17 protein-coding genes and 11 tRNA genes are annotated in these 22,203 nt (G+C 39.8%); 3 read left to right on the top strand and 25 right to left on the bottom strand.

Going from position 1 to position 22,203, the window contains the following annotated elements; translation table 11 throughout:
- Window positions 1-16: 16 nt before the first annotated feature.
- Both HPT25_RS01770 and HPT25_RS01775 read right to left on the bottom strand, forming a co-directional pair.
- On the bottom strand, window positions 17-1,378 hold the full coding sequence (locus HPT25_RS01770; RefSeq protein WP_173058723.1) for an IS1182 family transposase: 1,362 nt from the start codon (window positions 1,376-1,378) through the stop codon (window positions 17-19).
- Window positions 1,379-1,702: 324 nt separating this feature from the next.
- On the bottom strand, window positions 1,703-2,173 hold the full coding sequence (locus HPT25_RS01775; protein ID WP_173059141.1) for an S-ribosylhomocysteine lyase: 471 nt from the start codon (window positions 2,171-2,173) through the stop codon (window positions 1,703-1,705).
- Between the two features lie 138 nt (window positions 2,174-2,311).
- Between HPT25_RS01775 and yidD the strand changes: the two genes are divergently transcribed.
- Window positions 2,312-2,551 carry a membrane protein insertion efficiency factor YidD gene (gene yidD / locus HPT25_RS01780; protein WP_173059144.1) on the top strand — a complete coding sequence of 80 codons (240 nt, stop codon included), beginning with the start codon at window positions 2,312-2,314 and terminating at the stop codon, window positions 2,549-2,551.
- Here yidD and HPT25_RS01785 read toward each other — a convergent pair.
- Window positions 2,548-3,120, bottom strand: a complete 573-nt coding sequence (locus HPT25_RS01785) for a beta-class carbonic anhydrase (protein WP_173059147.1) — start codon at window positions 3,118-3,120, stop codon at window positions 2,548-2,550. The genes yidD and HPT25_RS01785 overlap by 4 nt on opposite strands.
- A 220-nt stretch (window positions 3,121-3,340) precedes the next feature.
- Between HPT25_RS01785 and HPT25_RS01790 the strand changes: the two genes are divergently transcribed.
- Window positions 3,341-3,499: a DUF1540 domain-containing protein gene (locus tag HPT25_RS01790; RefSeq protein WP_173059150.1), complete on the top strand. Its 159-nt coding sequence runs from the start codon at window positions 3,341-3,343 to the stop codon at window positions 3,497-3,499.
- Between the two features lie 176 nt (window positions 3,500-3,675).
- Here the strand turns inward: HPT25_RS01790 and menC are convergent, their stop codons facing one another.
- The 6 genes from menC to HPT25_RS01820 all read right to left on the bottom strand — a co-directional run bounded on the left by menC (window position 3,676) and on the right by HPT25_RS01820 (window position 11,255).
- Window positions 3,676-4,785 (bottom strand): o-succinylbenzoate synthase, encoded by a 1,110-nt coding sequence (gene menC, locus HPT25_RS01795; protein ID WP_173059153.1) that lies wholly within the window; start codon window positions 4,783-4,785, stop codon window positions 3,676-3,678.
- Window positions 4,785-6,278: an o-succinylbenzoate--CoA ligase gene (locus tag HPT25_RS01800; RefSeq protein WP_173059156.1), complete on the bottom strand. Its 1,494-nt coding sequence runs from the start codon at window positions 6,276-6,278 to the stop codon at window positions 4,785-4,787. The genes menC and HPT25_RS01800 overlap by 1 nt, the downstream gene beginning before the upstream one ends.
- Before the next feature lie 159 nt (window positions 6,279-6,437).
- Window positions 6,438-7,256 (bottom strand): 1,4-dihydroxy-2-naphthoyl-CoA synthase, encoded by an 819-nt coding sequence (gene menB / locus HPT25_RS01805; protein ID WP_173059159.1) that lies wholly within the window; start codon window positions 7,254-7,256, stop codon window positions 6,438-6,440.
- A 19-nt stretch (window positions 7,257-7,275) separates the two neighbouring features.
- The gene (gene menH, locus HPT25_RS01810; protein ID WP_173059162.1) at window positions 7,276-8,097 is read right to left on the bottom strand and encodes a 2-succinyl-6-hydroxy-2,4-cyclohexadiene-1-carboxylate synthase; all 822 of its coding nucleotides are present in this window, start codon (window positions 8,095-8,097) and stop codon (window positions 7,276-7,278) included.
- The gene (gene menD / locus HPT25_RS01815; protein WP_173059165.1) at window positions 8,098-9,852 is read right to left on the bottom strand and encodes a 2-succinyl-5-enolpyruvyl-6-hydroxy-3-cyclohexene-1-carboxylic-acid synthase; all 1,755 of its coding nucleotides are present in this window, start codon (window positions 9,850-9,852) and stop codon (window positions 8,098-8,100) included.
- Between the two features lie 2 nt (window positions 9,853-9,854).
- On the bottom strand, window positions 9,855-11,255 hold the full coding sequence (locus HPT25_RS01820; protein WP_246277117.1) for an isochorismate synthase: 1,401 nt from the start codon (window positions 11,253-11,255) through the stop codon (window positions 9,855-9,857).
- A gap of 345 nt (window positions 11,256-11,600) precedes the next feature.
- Between HPT25_RS01820 and HPT25_RS01825 the strand changes: the two genes are divergently transcribed.
- Complete coding sequence (locus tag HPT25_RS01825) at window positions 11,601-12,536, top strand: 1,4-dihydroxy-2-naphthoate polyprenyltransferase (protein WP_173059170.1); 936 nt, start codon at window positions 11,601-11,603, stop codon at window positions 12,534-12,536.
- Between the two features lie 36 nt (window positions 12,537-12,572).
- On the opposite strand, the gene HPT25_RS01830 is transcribed toward HPT25_RS01825, so the two are convergent.
- The 16 genes from HPT25_RS01830 to HPT25_RS01905 form a co-directional block, all read right to left on the bottom strand.
- Complete coding sequence (locus tag HPT25_RS01830) at window positions 12,573-14,966, bottom strand: glycogen/starch/alpha-glucan phosphorylase (protein ID WP_173059173.1); 2,394 nt, start codon at window positions 14,964-14,966, stop codon at window positions 12,573-12,575.
- Window positions 14,956-16,407, bottom strand: a complete 1,452-nt coding sequence (glgA, locus tag HPT25_RS01835) for a glycogen synthase GlgA (RefSeq protein ID WP_173059176.1) — start codon at window positions 16,405-16,407, stop codon at window positions 14,956-14,958. Before glgA ends, HPT25_RS01830 begins: the two co-directional genes overlap by 11 nt.
- Entirely contained in the window at window positions 16,404-17,435 is a 1,032-nt protein-coding gene (locus HPT25_RS01840) for a GlgC family sugar phosphate nucleotidyltransferase (RefSeq protein WP_173059179.1), read from the bottom strand. The genes glgA and HPT25_RS01840 overlap by 4 nt, the downstream gene beginning before the upstream one ends.
- Before the next feature lie 45 nt (window positions 17,436-17,480).
- The gene (locus tag HPT25_RS01845; RefSeq protein ID WP_173059182.1) at window positions 17,481-18,626 is read right to left on the bottom strand and encodes a glucose-1-phosphate adenylyltransferase; all 1,146 of its coding nucleotides are present in this window, start codon (window positions 18,624-18,626) and stop codon (window positions 17,481-17,483) included.
- Window positions 18,568-20,517 carry a 1,4-alpha-glucan branching protein GlgB gene (gene glgB, locus HPT25_RS01850; protein ID WP_173059185.1) on the bottom strand — a complete coding sequence of 650 codons (1,950 nt, stop codon included), beginning with the start codon at window positions 20,515-20,517 and terminating at the stop codon, window positions 18,568-18,570. The genes HPT25_RS01845 and glgB overlap by 59 nt, the downstream gene beginning before the upstream one ends.
- A 554-nt stretch (window positions 20,518-21,071) precedes the next feature.
- A tRNA-Glu gene (locus tag HPT25_RS01855) sits at window positions 21,072-21,143 on the bottom strand.
- Window positions 21,144-21,146: 3 nt separating this feature from the next.
- Window positions 21,147-21,237, bottom strand: a tRNA-Ser gene (locus HPT25_RS01860).
- A gap of 3 nt (window positions 21,238-21,240) precedes the next feature.
- Window positions 21,241-21,315 (bottom strand) — tRNA-Asn (locus tag HPT25_RS01865).
- 8 nt (window positions 21,316-21,323) lie between these two features.
- Window positions 21,324-21,400 (bottom strand) — tRNA-Ile (locus HPT25_RS01870).
- Window positions 21,401-21,404: 4 nt separating this feature from the next.
- Window positions 21,405-21,478 (bottom strand) — tRNA-Gly (locus tag HPT25_RS01875).
- 15 nt (window positions 21,479-21,493) lie between these two features.
- A tRNA-His gene (locus HPT25_RS01880) sits at window positions 21,494-21,569 on the bottom strand.
- A 12-nt stretch (window positions 21,570-21,581) separates the two neighbouring features.
- Window positions 21,582-21,657, bottom strand: a tRNA-Phe gene (locus tag HPT25_RS01885).
- A 173-nt stretch (window positions 21,658-21,830) separates the two neighbouring features.
- A tRNA-Asp gene (locus tag HPT25_RS01890) sits at window positions 21,831-21,904 on the bottom strand.
- Between the two features lie 3 nt (window positions 21,905-21,907).
- Window positions 21,908-21,981, bottom strand: a tRNA-Met gene (locus HPT25_RS01895).
- 21 nt (window positions 21,982-22,002) lie between these two features.
- Window positions 22,003-22,095, bottom strand: a tRNA-Ser gene (locus HPT25_RS01900).
- 17 nt (window positions 22,096-22,112) lie between these two features.
- Window positions 22,113-22,189: transfer RNA gene (locus tag HPT25_RS01905), tRNA-Ile, on the bottom strand.
- Between the last annotated feature and the right edge of the window lie 14 nt (window positions 22,190-22,203).

The following is a 22,203-nucleotide window of genomic DNA, read 5'->3' on the forward strand; positions in this document are numbered from 1 at the left end:
CCGGCGGGGTCTATTTTTATGCCATTTCTGGACTTTTCCAAGTCCATGTAGCCAACTTCTTTAAATTCATAGCAGCAAAAGTAAGCATCGCCTGCATGGACAATTTTTTAAGACCTCTTAAGGTTGTCCATCGCATACCATGCTTTTCTTTCGCATCCGCGAATACACGTTCAATTGTTTCTTTACGACGTGCATATATTATTTTATTCTCTTCTGTATGACGAAGATGTTCAGCCTCTTCAAGATATGGTTCCCAGATATGTCGTTGAATGAGCTTTTGATGATTTTGACTTTGTGTACATTGTGCTAGAAGTGGGCAATCCTTACATATAACAGGATTAGAGATGTACTGTCGATAACCTTCCTTAGTAGTCGTTCTATAATCCAGAACTTGTCCTTCCGGACATATGTAACAATCAAAGTGCTCATCATAGACATAATCGTGCTTTTTCAAATATCCCTCCTTTGTACGTGGTCGTGTATAGGGTAAAGCAGGGCGAATTTCATTTTCAATTAAATATTGAGCAATAGCAGGTGTTTTATATCCGGCATCAGCAGCTACAGCATTAGGTTTCCCACATTTTTCAATGACCTTTTCAACTAGAGGCTCTAACATTGTACTATCATGAACGTTACCTGGAGTTACAATAGTCCCCAGGACAAAACCATTTCTATCTGCGGCTGCATGAAATGAATAAGCAAATTGCTTTGTCCTTTCGTCTTTTACATAGTAACCACTCTCCGAATCTGTTGTACTTTCTTTTATTTCTTTGTTTTCTTCTTTTTCATATTTATCTGGTGGGATGGGCTTTTTCCCATGTTCTTCACGATCACTATTAATTTCTGCTTGAAGACGTGCTTCATAAGCTTTTGATTCTTTCCGAACTACTTTCTTTTCGAATTTGCGTTTATTTGCACTTGCTTTAACGTGAGTTGAATCAATGAATACATGTTCCGAACTAACTAACTTTTTATCTGCTGCCTCTTTTAAAATACGGTAGAAAATTTGTTCAAATAAGTCTGTATCCTTAAAACGACGTTCGTAGTTTTTACCAAAAGTTGAAAAGTGGGGTACTTTATCATAAAAACCAAATCCTAAAAACCAGCGATACGCCATATTTGTTTCAATTTCCTTTATCGTTTGACGCATCGAACGGATACCGAAGGTATATTGAATGAAAGCCATCTTAATTAATACAACAGGGTCAATACTTGAACGTCCGCGCTTAGTTGAGTACAAATCTTCAACCAATGAATAGATAAATGAAAAATCTACTGCGGCTTCTATTTTGCGAACCAAGTGATCAGCAGGTACAAGTTGATCTAAGGCAATCATTTCAATTTGGTCACGATTTATCTGTGTATTTTTCGAAAGCATTCCATCCACCTCTATTAATTCTCTGTAAATAAATTATACAAAAGGCTGTGTTAATGTACATTATTGATTTTTACACTCTGTTGATTGGAGTGGAAGGCGGCGAAGACTCCTGCGGGAGTACGGGACAGGGGAGACCCCGCAGGCGCTGAAAGCGCAGAGGAGGCTCCCCGAACCGCCCGCGGAAAGCGAAGCCGCCTGGAACGGAAATCAACAGACAAGTTTAATATGGCCAAACAAAAAAGACTGTCGATTTTAAACCCGAAATCCTTCGGATTTGTCGACAGTCTGAAAAAATTCCTATTCATTTAGAATAGGAATTTTTTTTTACGCAAATATTTGCTTTAATTCTTCTTTATCTTGCTTAAGCCAAAAACGAATGAGCTCCTTTGCTCCCTCGAGGGTATGAAGCTTAGCCTGGCCGCACTGTTTTTCATTACTTGCTGGTACTTCCGTTGCTTCAAGAGCTATTTTCATCGTGTCTTCAAGAAGATCGATGATTTCTTCTACTGATGGTTCTCCGCTGACTACAAGGTAGAAACCGGTTTGGCATCCCATTGGCGAGATATCAATGATGTCAAAATCATATTTCTCTGCAGCATCGCGAATATTATGGGCCAGCAAGTGTTCAAGAGAATGAATCGCATCAGCTTTCATCGCTTGTTTATTGGGCTGGCAAAAACGGATATCAAATTTATTAACAACACCATTAGAACCGACTTTATGGACACCGCAATGGCGGACATAAGGCGCCTTTACGGCATTATGATCTAAATCAAAGCTTTCAACTGAAGGCATTTAGTTCACTCCTTTTCATTTCTTATATCATCATACTATAAATTCCGAGTTTTTTCATGTACTTAGTTATGTTTAACAATTTAGACGAATCCATCAAGATATGATATCTTGAAAATAAGTAAAAGAAGGAGAAAAATTATGTTAAAAAAATTCTTCATTGGACTTATTCGTTTTTATCAAATCGTTATTTCTCCATTAAAACCGCCAACATGCAGATTTTATCCTACTTGCTCCCATTACGGCCTAGAAGCTGTTCAGCGTTACGGTGCCATCAAAGGAGGATATTTGGCAGTAAAGAGAATTTTAAAATGTCATCCTATGCATCCAGGGGGACTGGATCCGGTGCCTGAAAAATGGAATGATCGAAAAAAACATTAATTTTCGTATCCGTCAACGATGAGATCCAGTTTTCCAGTAGCAGGGTCAATGACTAAGCCGTGGACCGGAACACCTTCCGGCATTAGCGGATGGTTTTTTATAATATCCACACTGTGCTTCACACTTTCGCTCACTTGATCAAAGCCATGTAGCCACTTTTGGATATCAACACCTGAATAAATAAGTGTGTGCAATGTTTCTTCGGAAATTCCACGTTCCTTCATGCTGCCTATGACTGCTTCCGCCTTTAGACCATTCATCCCGCAATCATGATGAGCGATGACCATGACTTCCTTTGCCTGCAATTGATAAACGGCAAGTAGAATGCTGCGCATAATACTTCCAAACGGGTGAGACACTAGGGCTCCAGCATTTTTAATCAGCTTAGCATCACCATTTCCTAAATTGAGCGCCTTTGGCAATAATTCAAGCAATCGGGTATCCATACAAGTTAGAATGACCATTTTTTTATTAGGATATTTCGTTGTCTCGTATTTCTCATATTCGCGATTTCCCACAAATTTTTGATTAAAATCCAGTATTTCATTTAATAATGTTGAATTGCTCATCTCCATCCACCTTTCTATTTCTTCCTTTTAGAATACATAAATCTTAAGGGTAAAAACAAATTTTAATACTTAAGGTAAAGCCTTTTTTATTATACATACTGTTTCAAAGTGGAATCATTCTTTTAAGCCTTACCTATTTTCCTAACACTGACAGGCATGTCTGACATCCATTATTCAAATGCTATTACCGTATTACCGATTATAACAAGGAGTGATACATGTGGCACAGGATGTTTTATGCGAAGTAAATAATTGTACATTTTGGTCAAATGGAAATAAATGTAGTGCTGATCGTATCTATGTCGTGAGCCACACCGGGGAAACGGCTGATACTCAGAAAGAAACTGATTGCCATACCTTTGAAGCTAAAGATCTTTAAGATAAAGAAAACTCGCCGACTGACGAGCCAGTAGGGCGAAGACAGAGGCGTAATTCGTCGAAAAGCACAGCTTCTCGATTGGGAGGCTAATGCTCACGAAGCATTCCGTAGTCCACTTATGCCTGATAAGAAGCTTATCGGCGAACAAAGGAACCAGTCATAAATGTGGCTGGTTCCTATATAAATTTTATTTCCTTTTTTGCTATTAACGTTTCGCTAAGTCTTTTTTGATTTAGCTTAACACCAATACCAAGGTCATCAGGAACGTGAATAAATCCGTTTGTAACACTCACTTCAGGAGTAATAATATCTTCTTGCCAAAATCGGCTGGAGGCCGATATATCCCCCGGAATCGTAAAACCAGGCAATGTTGCAAGAGCGATATTATGAGCACGCGATATGCCAAATTCAATCATCCCCCCGCACCAAACAGGAATCCCTCTTTCATAACAATAATCATGAATACGTTTCGCTTCATAAAGACCGCCCACCCGGCCAATCTTGATGTTAATGACCTTACAGCTTCCCAGTTCGATTGCCTTCCGCGCATCCTCAAATGTTACAATGCTCTCATCAAGACAAATCGGGGTAGTTAACTCCTTTTGCAAAATGGCATGATCGATCATATCATCATGAGCCAGTGGCTGCTCAATCATTAATAGACCGAATTCATCCAAGGCTTTAAGCTGATTGATATCCTTCAGTGTATAGGCAGAATTGGCATCCGCCATAATGGGCAGCTTCGGAAATCGGTTTCTGATTTCTGCCAAAAAAGAATAATCTTGAAGAGGGTTAATTTTGACCTTAATTCGCTGATAACCCTCATCTAGGTATTGTTCAGTTTGTTTCAACGCTTCGTCAATCGAGTTTGTGGCAACCACCACCCCAGAAGCAATCAAATCTTGTGTGCCGCCAATGATTTTGGAAAGCGGCTTATGTAGACTCTTTGCATATAAATCCCACAAAGCAATTTCAATTGCTGCCTTTGCCATCTGATTTCTTCTGATCGATTGAAATAGCTTAGAGGCATCCTCCGGGTGATGAATCGGATGCTTTTGCAGTAAAGGTATGAGAAAATCTGTTAACATATGCAAGCTTGTTGTGACGGTTTCTTCTGTATACCATGGTGTTGAAAAGGCAACTCCTTCTCCCCAACCTGCAATCCCATCTTGATTTGTCACTTTAACAATGATTCCTTCCCGTTCGCTAACGGCACCTAAATGCGTTACAAATGGGGACTTTAAAGGCATTTTAATGACAAAAAGCTCCACATTGGAAATGTTCATTACTGGAACCTTCCTTCTTCAACCCATTCCTTCAGCGTTCTTCTCAATAATTTTTTTGCTGCATTTCTTGGCAGCTCATCTGCAAAATAAAACACTTTAGGAACCTTATATTTTGCTAGCTGCTGCAAACAAAATTGCTCAAGATCAGCAGCAGTAATACGAGAACCTGTTACAGGAACAACAAAGGCAGCTGGCACTTGCCCCCAAGCAGGATCCTCCAATCCGGTAACACCAGCCTCTTGAATCTCTTGGTGCGATAATAACACCGCTTCTATCTCCGCAGGATAGACATTCTCTCCTCCGGAAATGATTAAATCAGAACGCCTGTCCAAAACATATAAAAAGCCTTCTGCGTCGATGTATCCAATGTCTCCTGTATAAAGCCATCCGTTCCTGATTTTTTCTTCTGTAGCCTCAGGTCTGAATAGATATCCTTCGGTAACATTCGGTCCCTTGACAACAATTTCCCCAGGCTGCCCATTATGAGCGGTGCTACCGTCCTCAAGTTCGATCTTAATTTCTGAGGGAAATAGTGGTTTTCCTGCTGAACCCAATTTAGTTAAACTATAATCAGGTGAAAGTGTTACAATTTGCGAAGAAGTTTCTGTCATCCCGTACGTTTGAAACACAGGAATGGATTTTTCCATACATGCTTCGAGTAGTGGCAGCGGCGCAGGCCCTCCTCCTAACAGCATGCAGCGGAAACGGGAGGGCAGCCTTCTTTCATGAAGGGCTTCAACGATTCGGGTTAGCGTTGTTCCTACCACTGACATGAGTGTTACCTTTTTGTTCTGTATATCTTGAATCGTAAGTTCTGCATCAAATTTCTCATGAAGCACAATTGGCATGCCATATAACACGCATTTCATTAAAATGGAATACCCGCTGATATGAAAAATGGGAACTGAACAGAGCCAACAATCGCTATCTGATATTCCTAAATTTAAGGCGGATCCAATTGCACTCGACCAATGATTCCCATATGTTTGAATAACACCTTTTGGATTTCCCGTCGTGCCTGATGTATACATGATCGTACAAATCTCGTTTAAGCTGACTTCATTTTGAATGGCAGGCAGTGCGCCCTCCCTTGAAAAAAGTTTGCTTTTTGTAGTGGAAATTAATGAGGGATACTGCTCGTTTATTATGGGTTCAAAGTCTGCAAATGAATCCTCTAAAATCAAAAAAGATGCTTTGGAATCCTTCAATTGCCAAATGAGCTCAGCCGGGGTTAATCTGTTATTTAAAATAATAGCCCTTACCCCCAGAAGTTGAAGTGCAAATAATATAATCACTGAATCAAGATGATTTTTTAATAATACTCCTGCAAACTGCTGTTTCCATATCCCCAGGTCTTGAAGCTTTCCTGCAGCATCCAGGCTTCTTTCATAAAGCTCATTGAACGTGATCTTTTGATCTTGAAAAAATACTGCCGTCCGCTCAGGCGTAAGAAACGCCCGTTTTTTCAGAAAGTTGGTCATTACATCTTTCATGATTATCACCTTTTCTATAAAAAACAGCTCGATGATGGATCATCAAGCTGTACGTTAATATTTTTTAAACTTCTTATGAACATGAAAAGGATTTTTCTTACCTTTTTGTCCATGAAACGGATCCTAATGAACCAAAAAGCTTAAATTTCTTCGATAGAATCAAGGAAAACGCGGGAATTGACCGAAGTCAGGTTTGCGCTTTTCCTTAAAGGCATCACGGCCTTCTTTCGCTTCATCTGTGGTATAATAAAGCAAAGTCGCATCGCCAGCCATTTGTTGAAGTCCTGCTAGTCCATCTGTATCCGCATTCATCGCAGCTTTGATGAAACGAAGTGCAGTCGGGCTCTTCTCCAACATTTCTTCACACCATTTAATCGTTTCCTCTTCCACTTGTTCAAGAGGTACTACTGTATTGACAAGACCCATATCAAGAGCTTCCTGGGCATTGTACTGACGGCACAAATACCAAATTTCACGAGCCTTTTTATGGCCGACAATTCTTGCAAGATAGCCTGAACCATAACCCGCATCAAAACTGCCGACTTTTGGACCTGTCTGTCCGAAAACAGCATTATCAGCAGCAATTGTTAAATCACAAACAACATGTAAAACATGTCCTCCGCCAATAGCGTAACCTTTTACCATCGCAACAACAGGCTTTGGAATCACGCGGATTAAACGCTGAAGATCAAGAACATTTAGGCGTGGGATTTGGTCATCTCCTACATAGCCACCATGTCCACGAACTTTCTGGTCTCCTCCCGAACAAAATGCTTTGTCACCAGCTCCTGTTAAGACAATTACTCCAATATTTGAGTCATCACGGGCATAAGAAAAAGCATCAATTAATTCCATAACGGTTTTAGGTGTAAAAGCATTATGTACATGCGGACGGTTAATTGTAATTTTGGCAATACCTTTATAAGTTTCATAAAGAATTTCATCATACTTACGTCCTGGAACCCATTCAACTGTCATGATCATAACCTCCTTATTATTATTTTAGACAAATATCTGACACAAAGTCACTTACTATTGTACCAAACTTTTTCGATTCTTCCACATGAATTGCATGGCCGCAGTCCGGGACAATCACCCATTTCCCTTTTTTCAACTCTTTGATCATGTTACGGGCAATATCACAGAACTTGCTGTCCTGTTCTCCAGTAATTAAAAGAACCTCACATGCAAGTTGCTTTAAGGGCGCTCCCCACCATGATGGCTGCGAACCCGTGCCCATACCTCTTAAACTATTGGCTAAACCTTCTGCTGAATTCAGGAGCCTTTGTTCCCTTATTTTCTCCCTTACATCAGCAGGAAGCCGTTTCAATGTTGCAAACAAAGGAATTTCTTCCCAATCATTCACAAACAATTCTACTCCATGTTCCTCTATAAACTGTGCCAGCTTTTCATCGCTCAGACGTCTCTGGACGCGTTCTGCTTCCGTCAACAATCCAGGTGAAGAGCTTTCCAAAATTAATTTTCTTACCCGTTCGGGAAAAAGTATAGCAAAAGTTAGCGCTAGTCTTCCACCCATGGAATAACCTAATAAGTCAACCTGTTCAACCTTTAATTGGTTCAATATTTCATTTAGGTCACGGGCAGCAGCTTTCATTTCATACCTGTCCGCATCCATGGTTATAGCCGTTTTTCCATGACCGATGATATCAGGCATTATTAATTGTGAGTGTGCCCCCCATTCTTCATTAAATGGAAACCATGTAGTAGAATTTCCAGTAAAACCATGGAGGAGAACGAACGGAAATCCCTGACCATATAACTCAACATGAAAGCTAATGCCATTGACTAGTACTTTCATTTAGTTTACACCATCGACATAATTCGATATTTCCTGGGAAACGTTTCGCCAAAACTCTCGATGCTCATCCAGATTTCTATTTCGATCGGTAACTACTTCATATACATTTATACCGGGTTCCAGTGACTTCACTGAATTTTTCAGTTCCGTTCTAAAGTGATCCCAATCTGTTATTTTAACAAACCGACCATTAAACATCTTCACAGCATGGATAAAATCGATATCCAGTGGTGTTCCAAATAAAAGTTCAAAATGCTTTGGATGTTCGGCTTGGGGCAAGAATGAGAATATTCCTCCGCCATTATTGTTAATAAGAAGGATATGGATATCCACGTTATATCTTTTAGCTATAAACAAGGCTGTCAAATCATGGAAAAACGTTAAATCCCCCAGTACTAAATACAATGATTTGGAATATAGTGCTGCACCAATAGCTGTAGAAATCGTACCATCAATACCATTTGCTCCGCGATTGGCCATAATCTTAATTGATTTCTTATTTTGAAGAAAAAAGCTGTCCAAATCCCGAATCGGCATACTATTTCCAACAAAAAGAGTAGCTCCATCCGGCAGCAATTCCGCTAACTGATAAAACAGCTTTCCCTCACTTAATGGAACAATATCTCTCAAGGAGCCCATATTCTCTTTTGTAAGATCATTGATTTTTTGCCAGTCTTTCAAAAAATGATCATCAGAATTTGCATTAGTATGATCTAAAAGTTTTTCACAAAAGACCGTTTCATCACAGAAAATCATGGCCGATGAAAGAAGAGCTGGGTCGCGCCATCCGCCGCCGCTATCGATGACAATCTGTTCTGCATTAAAATGTTCCTTCAAGAAAATCATTAATGCTTTTGATACCGGCATAGCTCCAAATCTTAATATAACATCTGGTTTTAAAAACTTTTTCGCGTCTTCATTCCTTAAGAACGTATCATATGTATCAATAATGTTTGCTCCATCATGTATACCGCTTCTTAACTGTGATAATGGGTCAGCCAATATGGGATAATTTAATGCTGTAGAAAGCCTAGTAACTGCATCGGCAAAATGGTTACTGACCATATTCCCGCAAACAATAATGCCTCGCTGTTTCCCTATCAGTTTATGGGCTATTTCTTCAAAACAGACTTCATTTATGATTAAATCACCATTATGAACCTGGATATATCCTTGTGGACGTTCCTCCAATTGAAAAAGATTCTCATCCAATTTTGGAATCAATGGTTCACGGAAAGGAAAGTTTAGATGGACCGGTCCTGCAGGGGCTTGAACTGCAATGGATACTGCCCGTGCGCAGACAGTCCGTGCATAATGGATCATTTCTTTACTATGATCAGGAAGCGCCATTTCGGCAAACCACTTTACATGCTGTCCGTACAAATGAATTTGGTCAATAGCCTGGGGAGCCCCGACTTCCCGAAGTTCGTGTGGCCTGTCCGCTGTTAATACCAAAAGCGGAACCCTGGAATAACGGGCCTCTACAATAGCAGGAAAATAGTTAGCAGCTGCTGTTCCTGATGTACAAAGAATTGCGACCGGCCGATTCGTTTGCTTAGCAATCCCTAAGGCAAAGAAAGCGGCTGATCGTTCATCTACATGAATATGTACCTTTAAATCAGGATGTTCTGCCATAACCATAGCCATTGGAGTGGATCGTGAACCAGGACTGACCACAACATCCCTTATCCCTGTATGAAATAATTCAGCAACAAAGCTGGCAAGATAAACTGTTAACGATTCTTGATGACTCATATTTATTTTCCTCCAAGGGCTCGCAGCATTGGCCTAAACTTTAAGCCCGTCTCTTGAAATTCACTTTCCGGATCGGAATCTGCTACAACACCGCAGCCGGCAAATAGGGATGCCTCTTTGCCCTGAATTAGCCCTGATCGAATGGCTACTGCAAATTCCCCATTATTGCCATAATCAAGCCAGCCGATTGGAGCTGCATAAAAGCCCCGGTCTAGATCTTCTACTTGCCTAATTTTTTCAATCGCTTCCTCTTTTGGCAAGCCACCCAGTGCCGGCGTCGGATGAAGCCTTTCTACAAGCCGCAACAGTGATGTATCCAAATCGCATTTTCCAATCACAGGTGTATACAGATGTTGAATATCTCTTATTTTCATCAACTGAGGCTTCTCTGGGATAATGACTTCATCACATGCCCCTGTTAACGCCTCTTTTATCATTTCAACAACATATTGGTGTTCAATCAGATTCTTTTGGTCATTTAATAAGACATGGCCTAAAGTCTGATCTTCTTTTGCCGTAGTTCCTCTAGGAATGGATCCGGCAAGACAAGTAGAGAACACTTCATTCCCCTGCTTTTTAATAAGCCTCTCGGGAGATGCTCCAATAAAACAATCACCTTTGGACTCAAATGCAAAGATAAAGCTTTCATGTTGCTGATGGTTTAAATTTTTCAATACATTTTCTGTTTCTACAGGATTGCTAAAAATTAATCTTAGCTCACGGGCAAGCACCACTTTTTTTAGCGGTCCATTTGTTAACTCCTTCACAACAGCTGAAACAGATTCTTTCCATTTTTTAGGGGAAACTTCTTTTGTTTCTAATAGATTCAACGGTTGTTCCTGAATATTCTCTTGAATTGCGTCCACCAGCTTCTTTCGCTCTTCACTAATTTTATATAGCAATGATTCATCATCATTTGCAGTGCAGATCAAATTGGTTGTTAAATATGTCTGTCCATGTATTATACTTAATAAAAATTTTGGTAGATAAAACAAGGCATCCGCAAATTTGGACCATAGTTCTGTTTTTTCTTTAAGGGGGTCAAATGAAAAGCCTCCGAACAACAAAAGTCCTGTTCCGCTCTCTGTATAAGGATTAAAAACAAGGCTGTCCTTCAATAATGTCTTCCATTTTTGCTCGACATGATAAATGCGGCTATCATTTTGATCTGTCTGAATCTGGTGAACAATCCCAAGGCCAACAAGTACAGTCTCGTCTTTTGGATCCTTCCAAAAAAAACGTTCACCGAGATAGCGCTTTTTTCCTTGCTCGAAAAAAGAAAGCGGATTCACCACATCTACTTTATGCACTTCACTAAGTAATACTGGCCGTCCGAGCTCCTTTGCACGTTGAACTGCCTGAAGACCCCTTTCGATAATTTCCGATTCCTGAATGGTAACCAAAAAAATCCCTCCAAAACAGCCAAAATGACTGCTATCCATTCATATTATGCCTTTTTAAAGATACTACTCCCATCGCAAAAAAGTCAATCATACAAATTGCAACTTATCCTGTTTCATTCCTTATTATATGTCAAACCTTATTCAATAGGTTGAGAAATGCTTTTTTCATCTTCCTGACATTCATTTTATCATAGGAAAAGTAGTTATTATCTTCTAGATTTGATAACAAAATTTAATTGACACTATAAAGGTATTTCCCTACACTAAGGAATGGAACAAATTTAAAATTTTTGTGAACAAATAACCTTAAGATAAAGAAAATTTATGTAAAAGGGAGAGAACAATATGCAGCCAAATATACAAGATGGTTCAAAGCATGCTGTTGAAGCGAACCGCGGCTTTCAAGTTTGGTGGCAAATGACACGTCCCCATACTTTAACAGCAGCATTCGTTCCAGTTGTACTTGGTACAGCACTTGCTGTCGATCAGGGAAATTTCCATTTTGGCCTTTTTCTGGCTATGTTAGTGGCGTGTTTGTTAATTCAAGCGGCTACCAATATGTTCAATGAATATTATGATTTTAAACGAGGCCTGGATCATGAACAATCTGTAGGAATCAGCGGAAGCATTGTCCGGGACGGAATCAAACCGAAAACCGTAATGAACCTTGCATTAAGCTGCTACGGCATCTCATTGTTACTTGGTGTATATATTTGTATGAATAGCAGCTGGTACCTAGCATTAGTAGGACTTGTTTGTATGGCCGTAGGTTATCTTTATACAGGCGGTCCATTTCCAATTTCCTATACGCCATTCGGTGAATTATTTTCGGGCCTTTTCATGGGAATGATTATCATCTTGATCTCATTCTTTATTCAGACTGGCACAGTTACATCGACAAGTATCCTTTTTTCCATTCCTATTTTTATATTGGTAAGTGCTATTAATTTATCCAATAATATTCGCGACCTTGATGGCGATAGGGAAAATGGCCGGAAAACGGTAGCCGTTCTATTAGGAAAGAAAAGGGCGACCATTCTATTAGCCATTATGTTTACTTTTTCGTACCTTTGGGTTTTAGGCCTAATTCTCAGCCATATAGCCCCGATTTGGACGGCAGTCGTATTGTTAAGTGCTGCGAAACCAGTTCAAGCTGTGAAAATCTTTCATAAAGGCAGCATACCGATCCAAATGGCACCTGCTATGAAAGCTACAGCCCAAACGAATACGATCTTTGGATTCTTACTTGCGATTGGCATTTTCGCCGGTCACTTTCTATAAGAAAAGGCTTCTGCAGCAAATGCAGAAGCCTTTTTCTTATAGAGGGTTTATCTTCCAAATATCCTCAGCATACTCTTTAATGGTTCGATCACTTGAAAAATAACCTGCATTCGCAATGTTGGCTAAACTCATTTTCTGCCATCTCATTGAATCCTTAAAGACTTCACCCACATTTAACTGAGTATCTGCATAGGATGCAAAATCTTTCAACACAAAATATTGATCGTTTTCCTCTAGAAGCGAATCAAATATCGGCTCAAATTCATTATAAACACCAGGAAAAAAGCCGTTTACAAGCTGATCGACCGCCTGTCGAATCCGATAATCGTGATGATAGTATCCCTCCGACTGGTATCCTCCATGCTGATAATAGTGGAGCACCTCATCAGAGGTGAGACCAAATGTAAAGATATTGTCATCTCCAACAAGTTCACGAATTTCAATATTGGCTCCATCTAATGTTCCCAATGTCAAAGCACCGTTAATCATAAATTTCATGTTTCCTGTTCCTGATGCTTCTTTACTGGCTGTAGAAATCTGCTCGCTTACGTCGGCAGCCGGAAAGATTTTTTCAGCCAATGATACTCGGTAGTTCTCAAGGAAAATGACTTTCATTCGATCACCGACTTTTGGGTCGTGATTGATAATCTCTGCTGCCGAATTAATTAGCTTAATAATTTTTTTCGCGTAGTAGTAGCCTGGAGAGGCTTTTGCACCAAATATAAATACCCTTGGGACCATAGAATAGCTTGCATCCTCTTTGATGCGATTATAAAGATGCATAATGTGGAGTATATTGAGAAGCTGACGTTTATAAGCATGCAGCCGCTTTACCTGTACATCAAATATTGCTCCTGAATCAACGGATACACCCGTTTTCTCCAAAATAATTTGTGCAAGCTCCTGTTTATTTTCTTTTTTTATGCTCTCCAATTGTTCCAAAACAGAGGTATCGTTTTGATAATTCATTAATTGGCTTAGGTCTTCTGCTGATCGAATCCATGAAGGGCCAATTAACTCCGATAAGAAGGTTGCTAATTTAGGATTGGCCTTTAACAGCCATCGTCGATGAGCAATCCCATTTGTCTTGTTATTAAATTTTTCTGGGAAAATCTGATAAAAAGGTTTCATCTCCCGCTGTTTCAATATTTCCGTATGGAGCTTGGCCACCCCGTTCACACTGAAACTTCCAACGATGGCCAAATGGGCCATTTTTACATAGCCGTCTGCAATAATCGCAAGACCAGCAATTCTAGCCCAGTCACCTGGAGTCTCGTCCCATAGCTCATGGCAAAAACGTTCATTTATTTCTTCTACAATCATATAAATACGGGGAAGGAGCGGTTGAAAAATACGAATCGGCCACTTTTCCAATGCTTCTGATAGTGTAGTATGGTTAGTATAAGAAATTGTGTTTTTCGTAATATTCCAAGCCTGTTCCCAATCAAGTCCTTCCTCATCCATCAGGATTCTCATCAACTCAGGTATCGCAAGGACAGGATGTGTATCGTTAATATGAATACAAACATGTTCATGAAGTTGGTCAAGCTTTCCATGTTGTTTTCTATAGGCTTTGAGAATGGACTGCAGGCTTGCTGAAACTAAAAAATACTGCTGCTTTAGACGCAATATTTTCCCCTCATCATGGGTATCATCCGGATATAATAATTCCGAAATCATTTCCGTTTCCCGTTTATATTTTAAAATATCATCGTGAATCGGAAATTGCGAGGGTTCAGCATTCCACAATCGAAGTGTATTTACAGTTTTCGATTCATAACCGATCACCGGCATATCATATGGAACTGCAGTGACAGTTTCCGCATTTAAATGATGAAAAGTAAGGCGATTATGTTCCATTTTAGCCTCTACTTTCCCCCAAAAGCGAATTTTCACCGCCAAATCAGCTTTCCGAACTTCCCATACATTTCCGCTGCGCAGCCACTGTTCGGGAAGCTCTACTTGATAACCATCCACAATCTTCTGTTCAAACAAGCCATGTTTATATCGAATCCCATGTCCATGACCTGGAAGATTAAGGGAGGCAATGGAATCTAAAAAACAAGCGGCTAATCTTCCTAAGCCGCCGTTGCCTAATCCCGCATCTGCCTCCAGCTCTTCTAATTCATTTAGGTCAATCCCTAATTCACGGAGGCCTTCCTCAACCAATGCTTCCACCCCAAGATTGATCAAGTTTTGCCTTAACAGTTTTCCCAATAAATATTCAATTGATAGATAGTATACCTGCTTGCCCGTAATGGCCAAATAACGCTCATTTGTGGCGATCCAATCATTACTGACGAATTCTCGGATCATATGGCCAAGTGTTTCATATTGATCTCTAGCTGTGCTTTCATCAAAGCTCTTCCCGCATAACATTTCAAGACGTTTATAAAAAGTGTCTTTAAACTTTTTAACATTAGAGAACATGTGTAACACTCCTTGTGATAAGCTCAGCATAAAGCTGATTATAGCGAAATGCGGATTGTGCCCAGCTATAATCCATTTCCATCGCCTGCTTCACAATGGACTCCCATACCTTTTTGTCCTGATAAAATGACAATGCACGCTGAATCGTATAAAGCATGTCATGGGCATTGAAGTTACTAAATGAGAATCCATTCCCTTTTCCTGTGAACTCATTCCATGACTTTACCGTATCATTCAAACCGCCTGTCTCACGAACAATTGGAATAGCACCATATCTCATGGCAATTAACTGGCCTAACCCGCACGGTTCAAATAAGGAAGGCATTAAAAATAAATCTGCCGCAGCATATAATTTATGTGCGAGTGCCTCGTCAAATCCGGTATGTACTTTTAATTTTTCCGGATAAACCCGTGCCGCCTGCCGTAAATATTCTTCATATTCCCATTCTCCTGTGCCAAGAACAATGACTTGAATGTCTTCTTGTAATATATCACGCATTACACATTTCACAAGATCCAAGCCTTTTTGTTTAGTCAGACGAGTTATTTTAACCAGTAAAGGAGTATTGGCGCTTTGCTTTAAGCCAAACTGTTTTTGAATTTCGCGTTTATTAATAGCCTTTTTCTCTAAGCTACTTGCGGTATATGTTTGATAAATAAGCGGATCCTTAGCCGGATTATAGAATTCTTCGTCAATGCCATTTAAAATCCCTTGAAGATCTTCATTCCGCTCCCTTAACAAACCATCAAGCTTTTCACCAAAGTAGGGTGTTTGAATTTCAGTCTTATAGGTTGGGCTTACTGTAGTAATTTTATCTGCCGCATTAAGCCCCCCCTTCATAAAATTCACATTGCCAAAGAACTCCAAATGTTGGGGATGGAACGCTTGATAATCAAGCCCCAATAAATCTCCCAATACCTCTTTTGGAAATACTCCTTGGAATTGCAAGTTATGAATCGTGAATACTGTACGAATAAGTCCATAATTTTTCCGTTTGTAATACTCTACTCGAAGAAGATATGGAATCATTGCTGTATGCCAATCGTGACAATGAAGGACATCAGGATAAAAATCAAGTTCTTCCAATGCTTCAAGCACAGCCCGGTTAAAATAGGCAAAACGTTCTCCGTCATCATAGTAGCCATATAAGCCTTCCCGCTTGAAGTAATATTCATTATCAATAAAATAATAAATGACTCCTTGATGTTCAAGCTCTTCAATTCCGCAATATTGGTTTCTCCAGCCAACTTGAACCGAAAATTCCTTCAGCTTTCTCATCCCTTTTTTATATTCCTCTGAAATGGTCCCATATTTCGGTAGAATCACCCTGACATCTGTACCCTGTTTCTTTAATTCCTTTGGAAGGGAACCGGCAACGTCTGCCAGCCCCCCTGATTTTGCAAATGGACCACATTCTGATACGGCAAATAATACTTTCACGAGTTCATCAACGCTCCTTGCTTCATCCCTTTACGAATCACAAATGGCGAATGTGCTGTGCCTGTTAGATGTGTACCGGCCTCCACCTTAACATCTTTATCCAAAATAACAGAATCTAAATAACAATTTTCTTCAATCTGGCATTTTTGCATGATAATACAATTTTTAATTACCGTGCCCTTGCCAATTTTCACACCACGGGAAACAATACTATTTTCCACTGTTCCATGGATTAGGCAGCCGTTCGCAATCATGGCGCCTCTTACGGAGGAGCCGTTTAAATATTTAGTCGGTGGTTCATCTTTTACTTTTGTAAATATAGGTTGTTCCTTTATAAATAACTTTTTCCAAACATCTGACTGGAGCATTTTCAAACTGGTAGAATAATAGTTTTCAATCGTATCAATCATGACAGCATATCCATCATATTGGTAATGACAAACATTAAATTCGTTTTGAATGTCAGTTACTACATCCTTCATACATGTGTACCCTGTTTCATGTCTTGTTTCAATTAACTTAATCAGTAAGGAAGTTTTAATTAAATAAATTTCTAATGGTTTTCCATCCTTATGGTGGATTTCCGTAATATCGCATCCGGATTGTTCGTGCCATTCAATCAGCGATCGGAAATTCATGTTAGAGACGGTGTAGCAATTTGCAATTATGGCATATTCCTGTGTACTGCGGTAAAAATAGTCCATATTGGCAGCAAATAATTCAAAAGATCCAACTCGGTGAGGATCGGCGTCAATTATGGAAGATGGGAAAAAGAAAAGTCCATCCCTCTTGCGATTTAAATCCCAATTCTTCCCAGAACCTAAATGATCCATTAAGGAGCGATATTGCATTTTAGGGAAAATGGCTACACTGCGGATTCCCGAATTAACCATGTTTGATAGAATAAAATCTATGATCCTGTAGCGTCCTGCAAAAGGCAGTGCTGCAAGTGACCGGTGTGTTAATAAATCTTCTAAATCTTCATGGTACGTTGTTGCATCGATTACGCCTAAAAGCTTTCTCTTCACTCCAAAGCCCCTCCTGTAATTGAAAATAAACTAAGTCAGATCTGTTTAATAAGCTGGATATAGTCCGTTAAGCATTTCTTCCGTTACTAAAATAATTTCGTCATCAAACGAACGGATGACCGTTCCGTCAGGGATGACACAATCGCATGGGACAATCGCCTTTTCGATAAAGCAGTTTTCTCCAATTACAGTGTCCGGCATAATAACGGATTCTTTCACTAACGATCCTTTTCCTACCGTGACTCCCTGGAATAAAACTGATTTTTCGATTTCCCCTTCAATGGTACAGCCCTCATTAATAAGTGAGTCTTTCACAATTGCCTTAGGGGAAATATATTGTGGCGGTCGATTTGGATTGACAGAGAAAATTCTCCAATCATGATCGAACAAATCCAATCCACAATCTTCATTTAATAAATCCATGTTAGCTTCCCAAAGACTTTGGACCGTACCAACGTCTTTCCAATATCCCTTAAATGGAAAAGCATATAATTTTTTCTTTGTTTCCAATAGCATAGGAATAATGTCTTTTCCAAAGTCATGACTTGAATCAGGGTTACGGTCGTCCATTTCCAAATATTCTTTAAGTATATGCCAGCTAAAAATATAAATGCCCATAGAAGCTAGGTTATTTTTGGGTTCATGTGGTTTTTCTTCAAATTCTGTTATTTTCATATTCTCGTCCGTATTCATAATGCCAAATCTGCTGGCCTCTGCCCATGGAACCTCAATTAAGGAAATTGTTGCATCTGCTTTTTTCTCAATGTGATAGTTGAGCATTTCTTCATAGTTCATTTTGTAAATATGATCGCCAGAAAGGATTAACACATATTCAGGCTGATATTGCCTTAGATAATTCAAGTTTTGGTAGATGGCACTTGCTGTACCTGTGTACCATTTCACATCCGAAGATTCGCTGTATGGAGGTAAAACAGTTACACCGCCATCTTTACGGTCAAGGTCCCATGCACTGCCAATTCCGATATATGAATTTAATAACAATGGCTGATATTGTGTTAACACTCCGACGGTATCAATCCCTGAATTTGCGCAATTGCTAAGCGTAAAATCAATGATACGATATTTCCCTCCAAACGGAACAGCAGGCTTTGCAAGGTCCTTTGTTAATGAATTAAGCCTGCTCCCTTTGCCCCCTGCTAATAACATGGCTACGCACTTTTTCTTTGCCATTTCCTTTTCTCTCCTTTCGTTTTTTCACTGGTCTTATTATCTGAAACCCAAAAGGGGCGATCGCTAGATTTAGCGAAAAAGGCTGACCATGATATGGTTCTTCCACCGTTTTTATCGTCTTTTTATTGATGAACCCAGAACCGCCAAAATCCTCCAGATCACTGTTAAATATCTCTCGATACTCGCCGGAACCCGAAACTCCGACTCGATATTCCGGATAGCTAATGCCTGTAAAATTACAGACGACGATGAGCGTATCTTCGACTTTCTTTCCTTTTCGAATGAAAGAAAAGATGGACTGACTGTTGTTATTGACATCGATCCACTCAAAACCATCATGCAAATGATCCAACTCATATAATGCTTTTGACCGTTTATAAAATTTAATCAGGACTTTTACATAATCATTTAAATACCGATGCATTTCATAATCCAGCAAATTCCAATCAAGCTGTTCTTTGTCCTTCCATTCTGCAAACTGACCTATTTCAAAACCCATAAACAATAATTTTTTCCCTGGGTGAGTAAACATATAACCAAGAAGAAGCCTTAGCTGTGCAAATTTCTCCCAATAGTCTCCTGGCATCTTATCCAGTAATGATTTTTTTCCATGTACCACTTCGTCATGTGAAAACGGAAGCATAAAGTTTTCTGAAAACGCATATAAAAGTGAAAAAGTGACTTTGTTATGCTCATGTGATCGAAAATACGGAGGGGTTTCCATATACTCGAGAATGTCGTTCATCCAGCCCATATTCCATTTATAGTTGAAACCAAGGCCGCCATAATGAACGGGTGTTGTTACACGAGGAAAATCAGTAGAGTCTTCCCCTATCATTAAAAAATGTGGATCATACTCGTGGATTTCTTTATTTAATTTTTTTAAAAATGCAATCCCGAAAGGATTTTGATCTTTAGAAGATGATGCATTTGGCCAATAAATAATATTGGCAACAGCATCCATTCGAAAGCCGTCGATATGATAATAATCAATCCAAAAACGGGCATTTGAAATGAGAAAACTTTGAACTTCTCCCTTCCAAAGATCAAAATTGGCTGTGCCCCATACAGCATTTTCCCTGTCTCTTTCGTTCTCATAGGAGTAAAGATGTGTCCCATCAAAGCGGTAAAGTCCGTGCGCATCTTTGCAAAAATGACCTGGAACCCAGTCAAGAATTACACCTATTCCATATTGATGGCATTTGTCGATAAAATACATAAGGTCTTCAGGGGTTCCATACCTGGATGTAACAGAAAAATAACCTGTTCCTTGATACCCCCAGGAAGCATCCAGCGGATGTTCAACAAGCGGCAATAATTCAATATGAGTAAAACCATGATCAACAACATATGGTATAAGCTCCTTGGCTAGTTCCCTATATGTAAAATGGCTGCCATCCTGCTTTACCTTCCATGAACCTAAATGTACTTCATAAATTACAGTAGGCTCAGATAAAGCATTTTTGTTAATCCTACGACTCATCCATTCTTGATCCTGCCATTCGTATTCGTCAAAAGAATAAACAATGGAGGCTGTATGAGGCCTTAATTCCGAATAAAAGGCGTACGGATCAGCTTTTATAAGCCTTTCACCAGTTTGTGAGAAAATTTCATACTTATAAATGCTTCCTTTCAAATCCTGATTAACAACAATAATCCAAACTCCTTCATCATTCACTCTTTGCAATTCATATCCATGACCATTCCAGTTATTAAAATCCCCTACAAGCCTTACTTCAAGGGCGTTTGGAGCCCAGACACAAAATCGTGTAAATACCTGTTCGGAATCCTTTTGGATATGAGCGCCAAAAAGCTGATGACTTTGAAAAAGATTTCCTTCATGAAACAAGTGCAACTGATAATCAGTAGGAAATAATGTATTCACTGTCATGGCTCTCCTCATCCTCAAATAAAAATATGTATTACAAGGTTTTATTATAATTGCAATTTCCAAATAGTACGCAAAAAACTTTTTTATCTTTTCAGACAATTTATCATATATGCTGACACCACGCCTCATTATTCGACGGGTTTCTTTCCTGTTCGACAAATTTCCCTTCATACTTCCGCAGAATCCTACTAAAAATTTTTTAGAAATATTTTTATATGAATAATAAATTTTTAGAAATGGCTTACACACTTTTTAAGCATTCTTAGCTTATACAAAAGCTCTTTGGTTGAATTTGAATTTTAAGGAAATTATTTTTCAAAACAAATTGTTATTCTGAAGATATTTCCCACTGAATTTTAAGAAGTTATTTTAGGAAAATTTAGAATTAGGCACCAAATATAAACTTAAATGCTCTTGGAGGATGATTACAATGGAGAAGGACCATTCAAAATATAAGAATGCAGCTAAATAGTTAGAATGTACTATTTATACATCTATCAATAGATTAATGAACACAAAAAAACTGATAACAAATTGTTATCAGTTTTCTTGTATGACCCCTACGGGATTCGAACCCGTGTTACCGCCGTGAAAGGGCGGTGTCTTAACCGCTTGACCAAGGGGCCAAATGGCAGAGAAGAAGGGATTCGAACCCTCGCGCCGCTTACGCGACCTACTCCCTTAGCAGGGGAGCCCCTTGAGCCACTTGGGTACTTCTCTATATGGCTCCGCAGGTAGGACTCGAACCTACGACCGATCGGTTAACAGCCGATAGCTCTACCACTGAGCTACTGCGGAATAATATATGGTGGGCCTAAATGGACTCGAACCATCGACCTCACGCTTATCAGGCGTGCGCTCTAACCAGCTGAGCTATAGGCCCATTATGGAGCGGGTGATGGGAATCGAACCCACAACAACAGCTTGGAAGGCTGTGGTTTTACCACTAAACTACACCCGCACTAGATAAATGCTATGGGGCGATTGAAGGGAATCGAACCCTCGAGTGCCAGAGCCACAATCTGGTGCGTTAACCACTTCGCCACAACCGCCATAAATTCAAATGGTGGCTCAGGACGGAATCGAACCGCCGACACAAGGATTTTCAGTCCTTTGCTCTACCGACTGAGCTACTGAGCCATAATTTAATTATTCCCTACATTTTAGACTATCTTAGTTCTTTGCCCTCATCTTAAAAAGTTGATTCAAGTTGTACTTCGATGAGTGTTCTAGCTACCTTTCATAGTAGCTTATTCAAGCGTATTCTACCATCTGAGCTACTGAGCAAAAGATATATTTTGTTATAAAAGTGACGGTCTGGACGGGACTCGAACCCGCGACCTCCTGCGTGACAGGCAGGCATTCTAACCAACTGAACTACCAGACCGAATTGCGGGGGCAGGATTTGAACCTGCGACCTTCGGGTTATGAGCCCGACGAGCTACCGGACTGCTCCACCCCGCGATAATAATAATATAAAAAATATGGCGGAGGAAGAGGGATTCGAACCCCCGCGCGGTTTAACCCGCCTGTCGGTTTTCAAGACCGATCCCTTCAGCCGGACTTGGGTATTCCTCCGAATTTAAAAATGCTATTGGTGGACCTTGTAGGACTCGAACCTACGACCGGACGGTTATGAGCCGTCTGCTCTAACCAGCTGAGCTAAAGGTCCATATTATAAATATA

The organism is Neobacillus endophyticus (assembly GCF_013248975.1).
In the GTDB taxonomy this organism is placed as follows: Bacteria; Bacillota; Bacilli; order Bacillales; family Cytobacillaceae; genus Neobacillus; species Neobacillus endophyticus.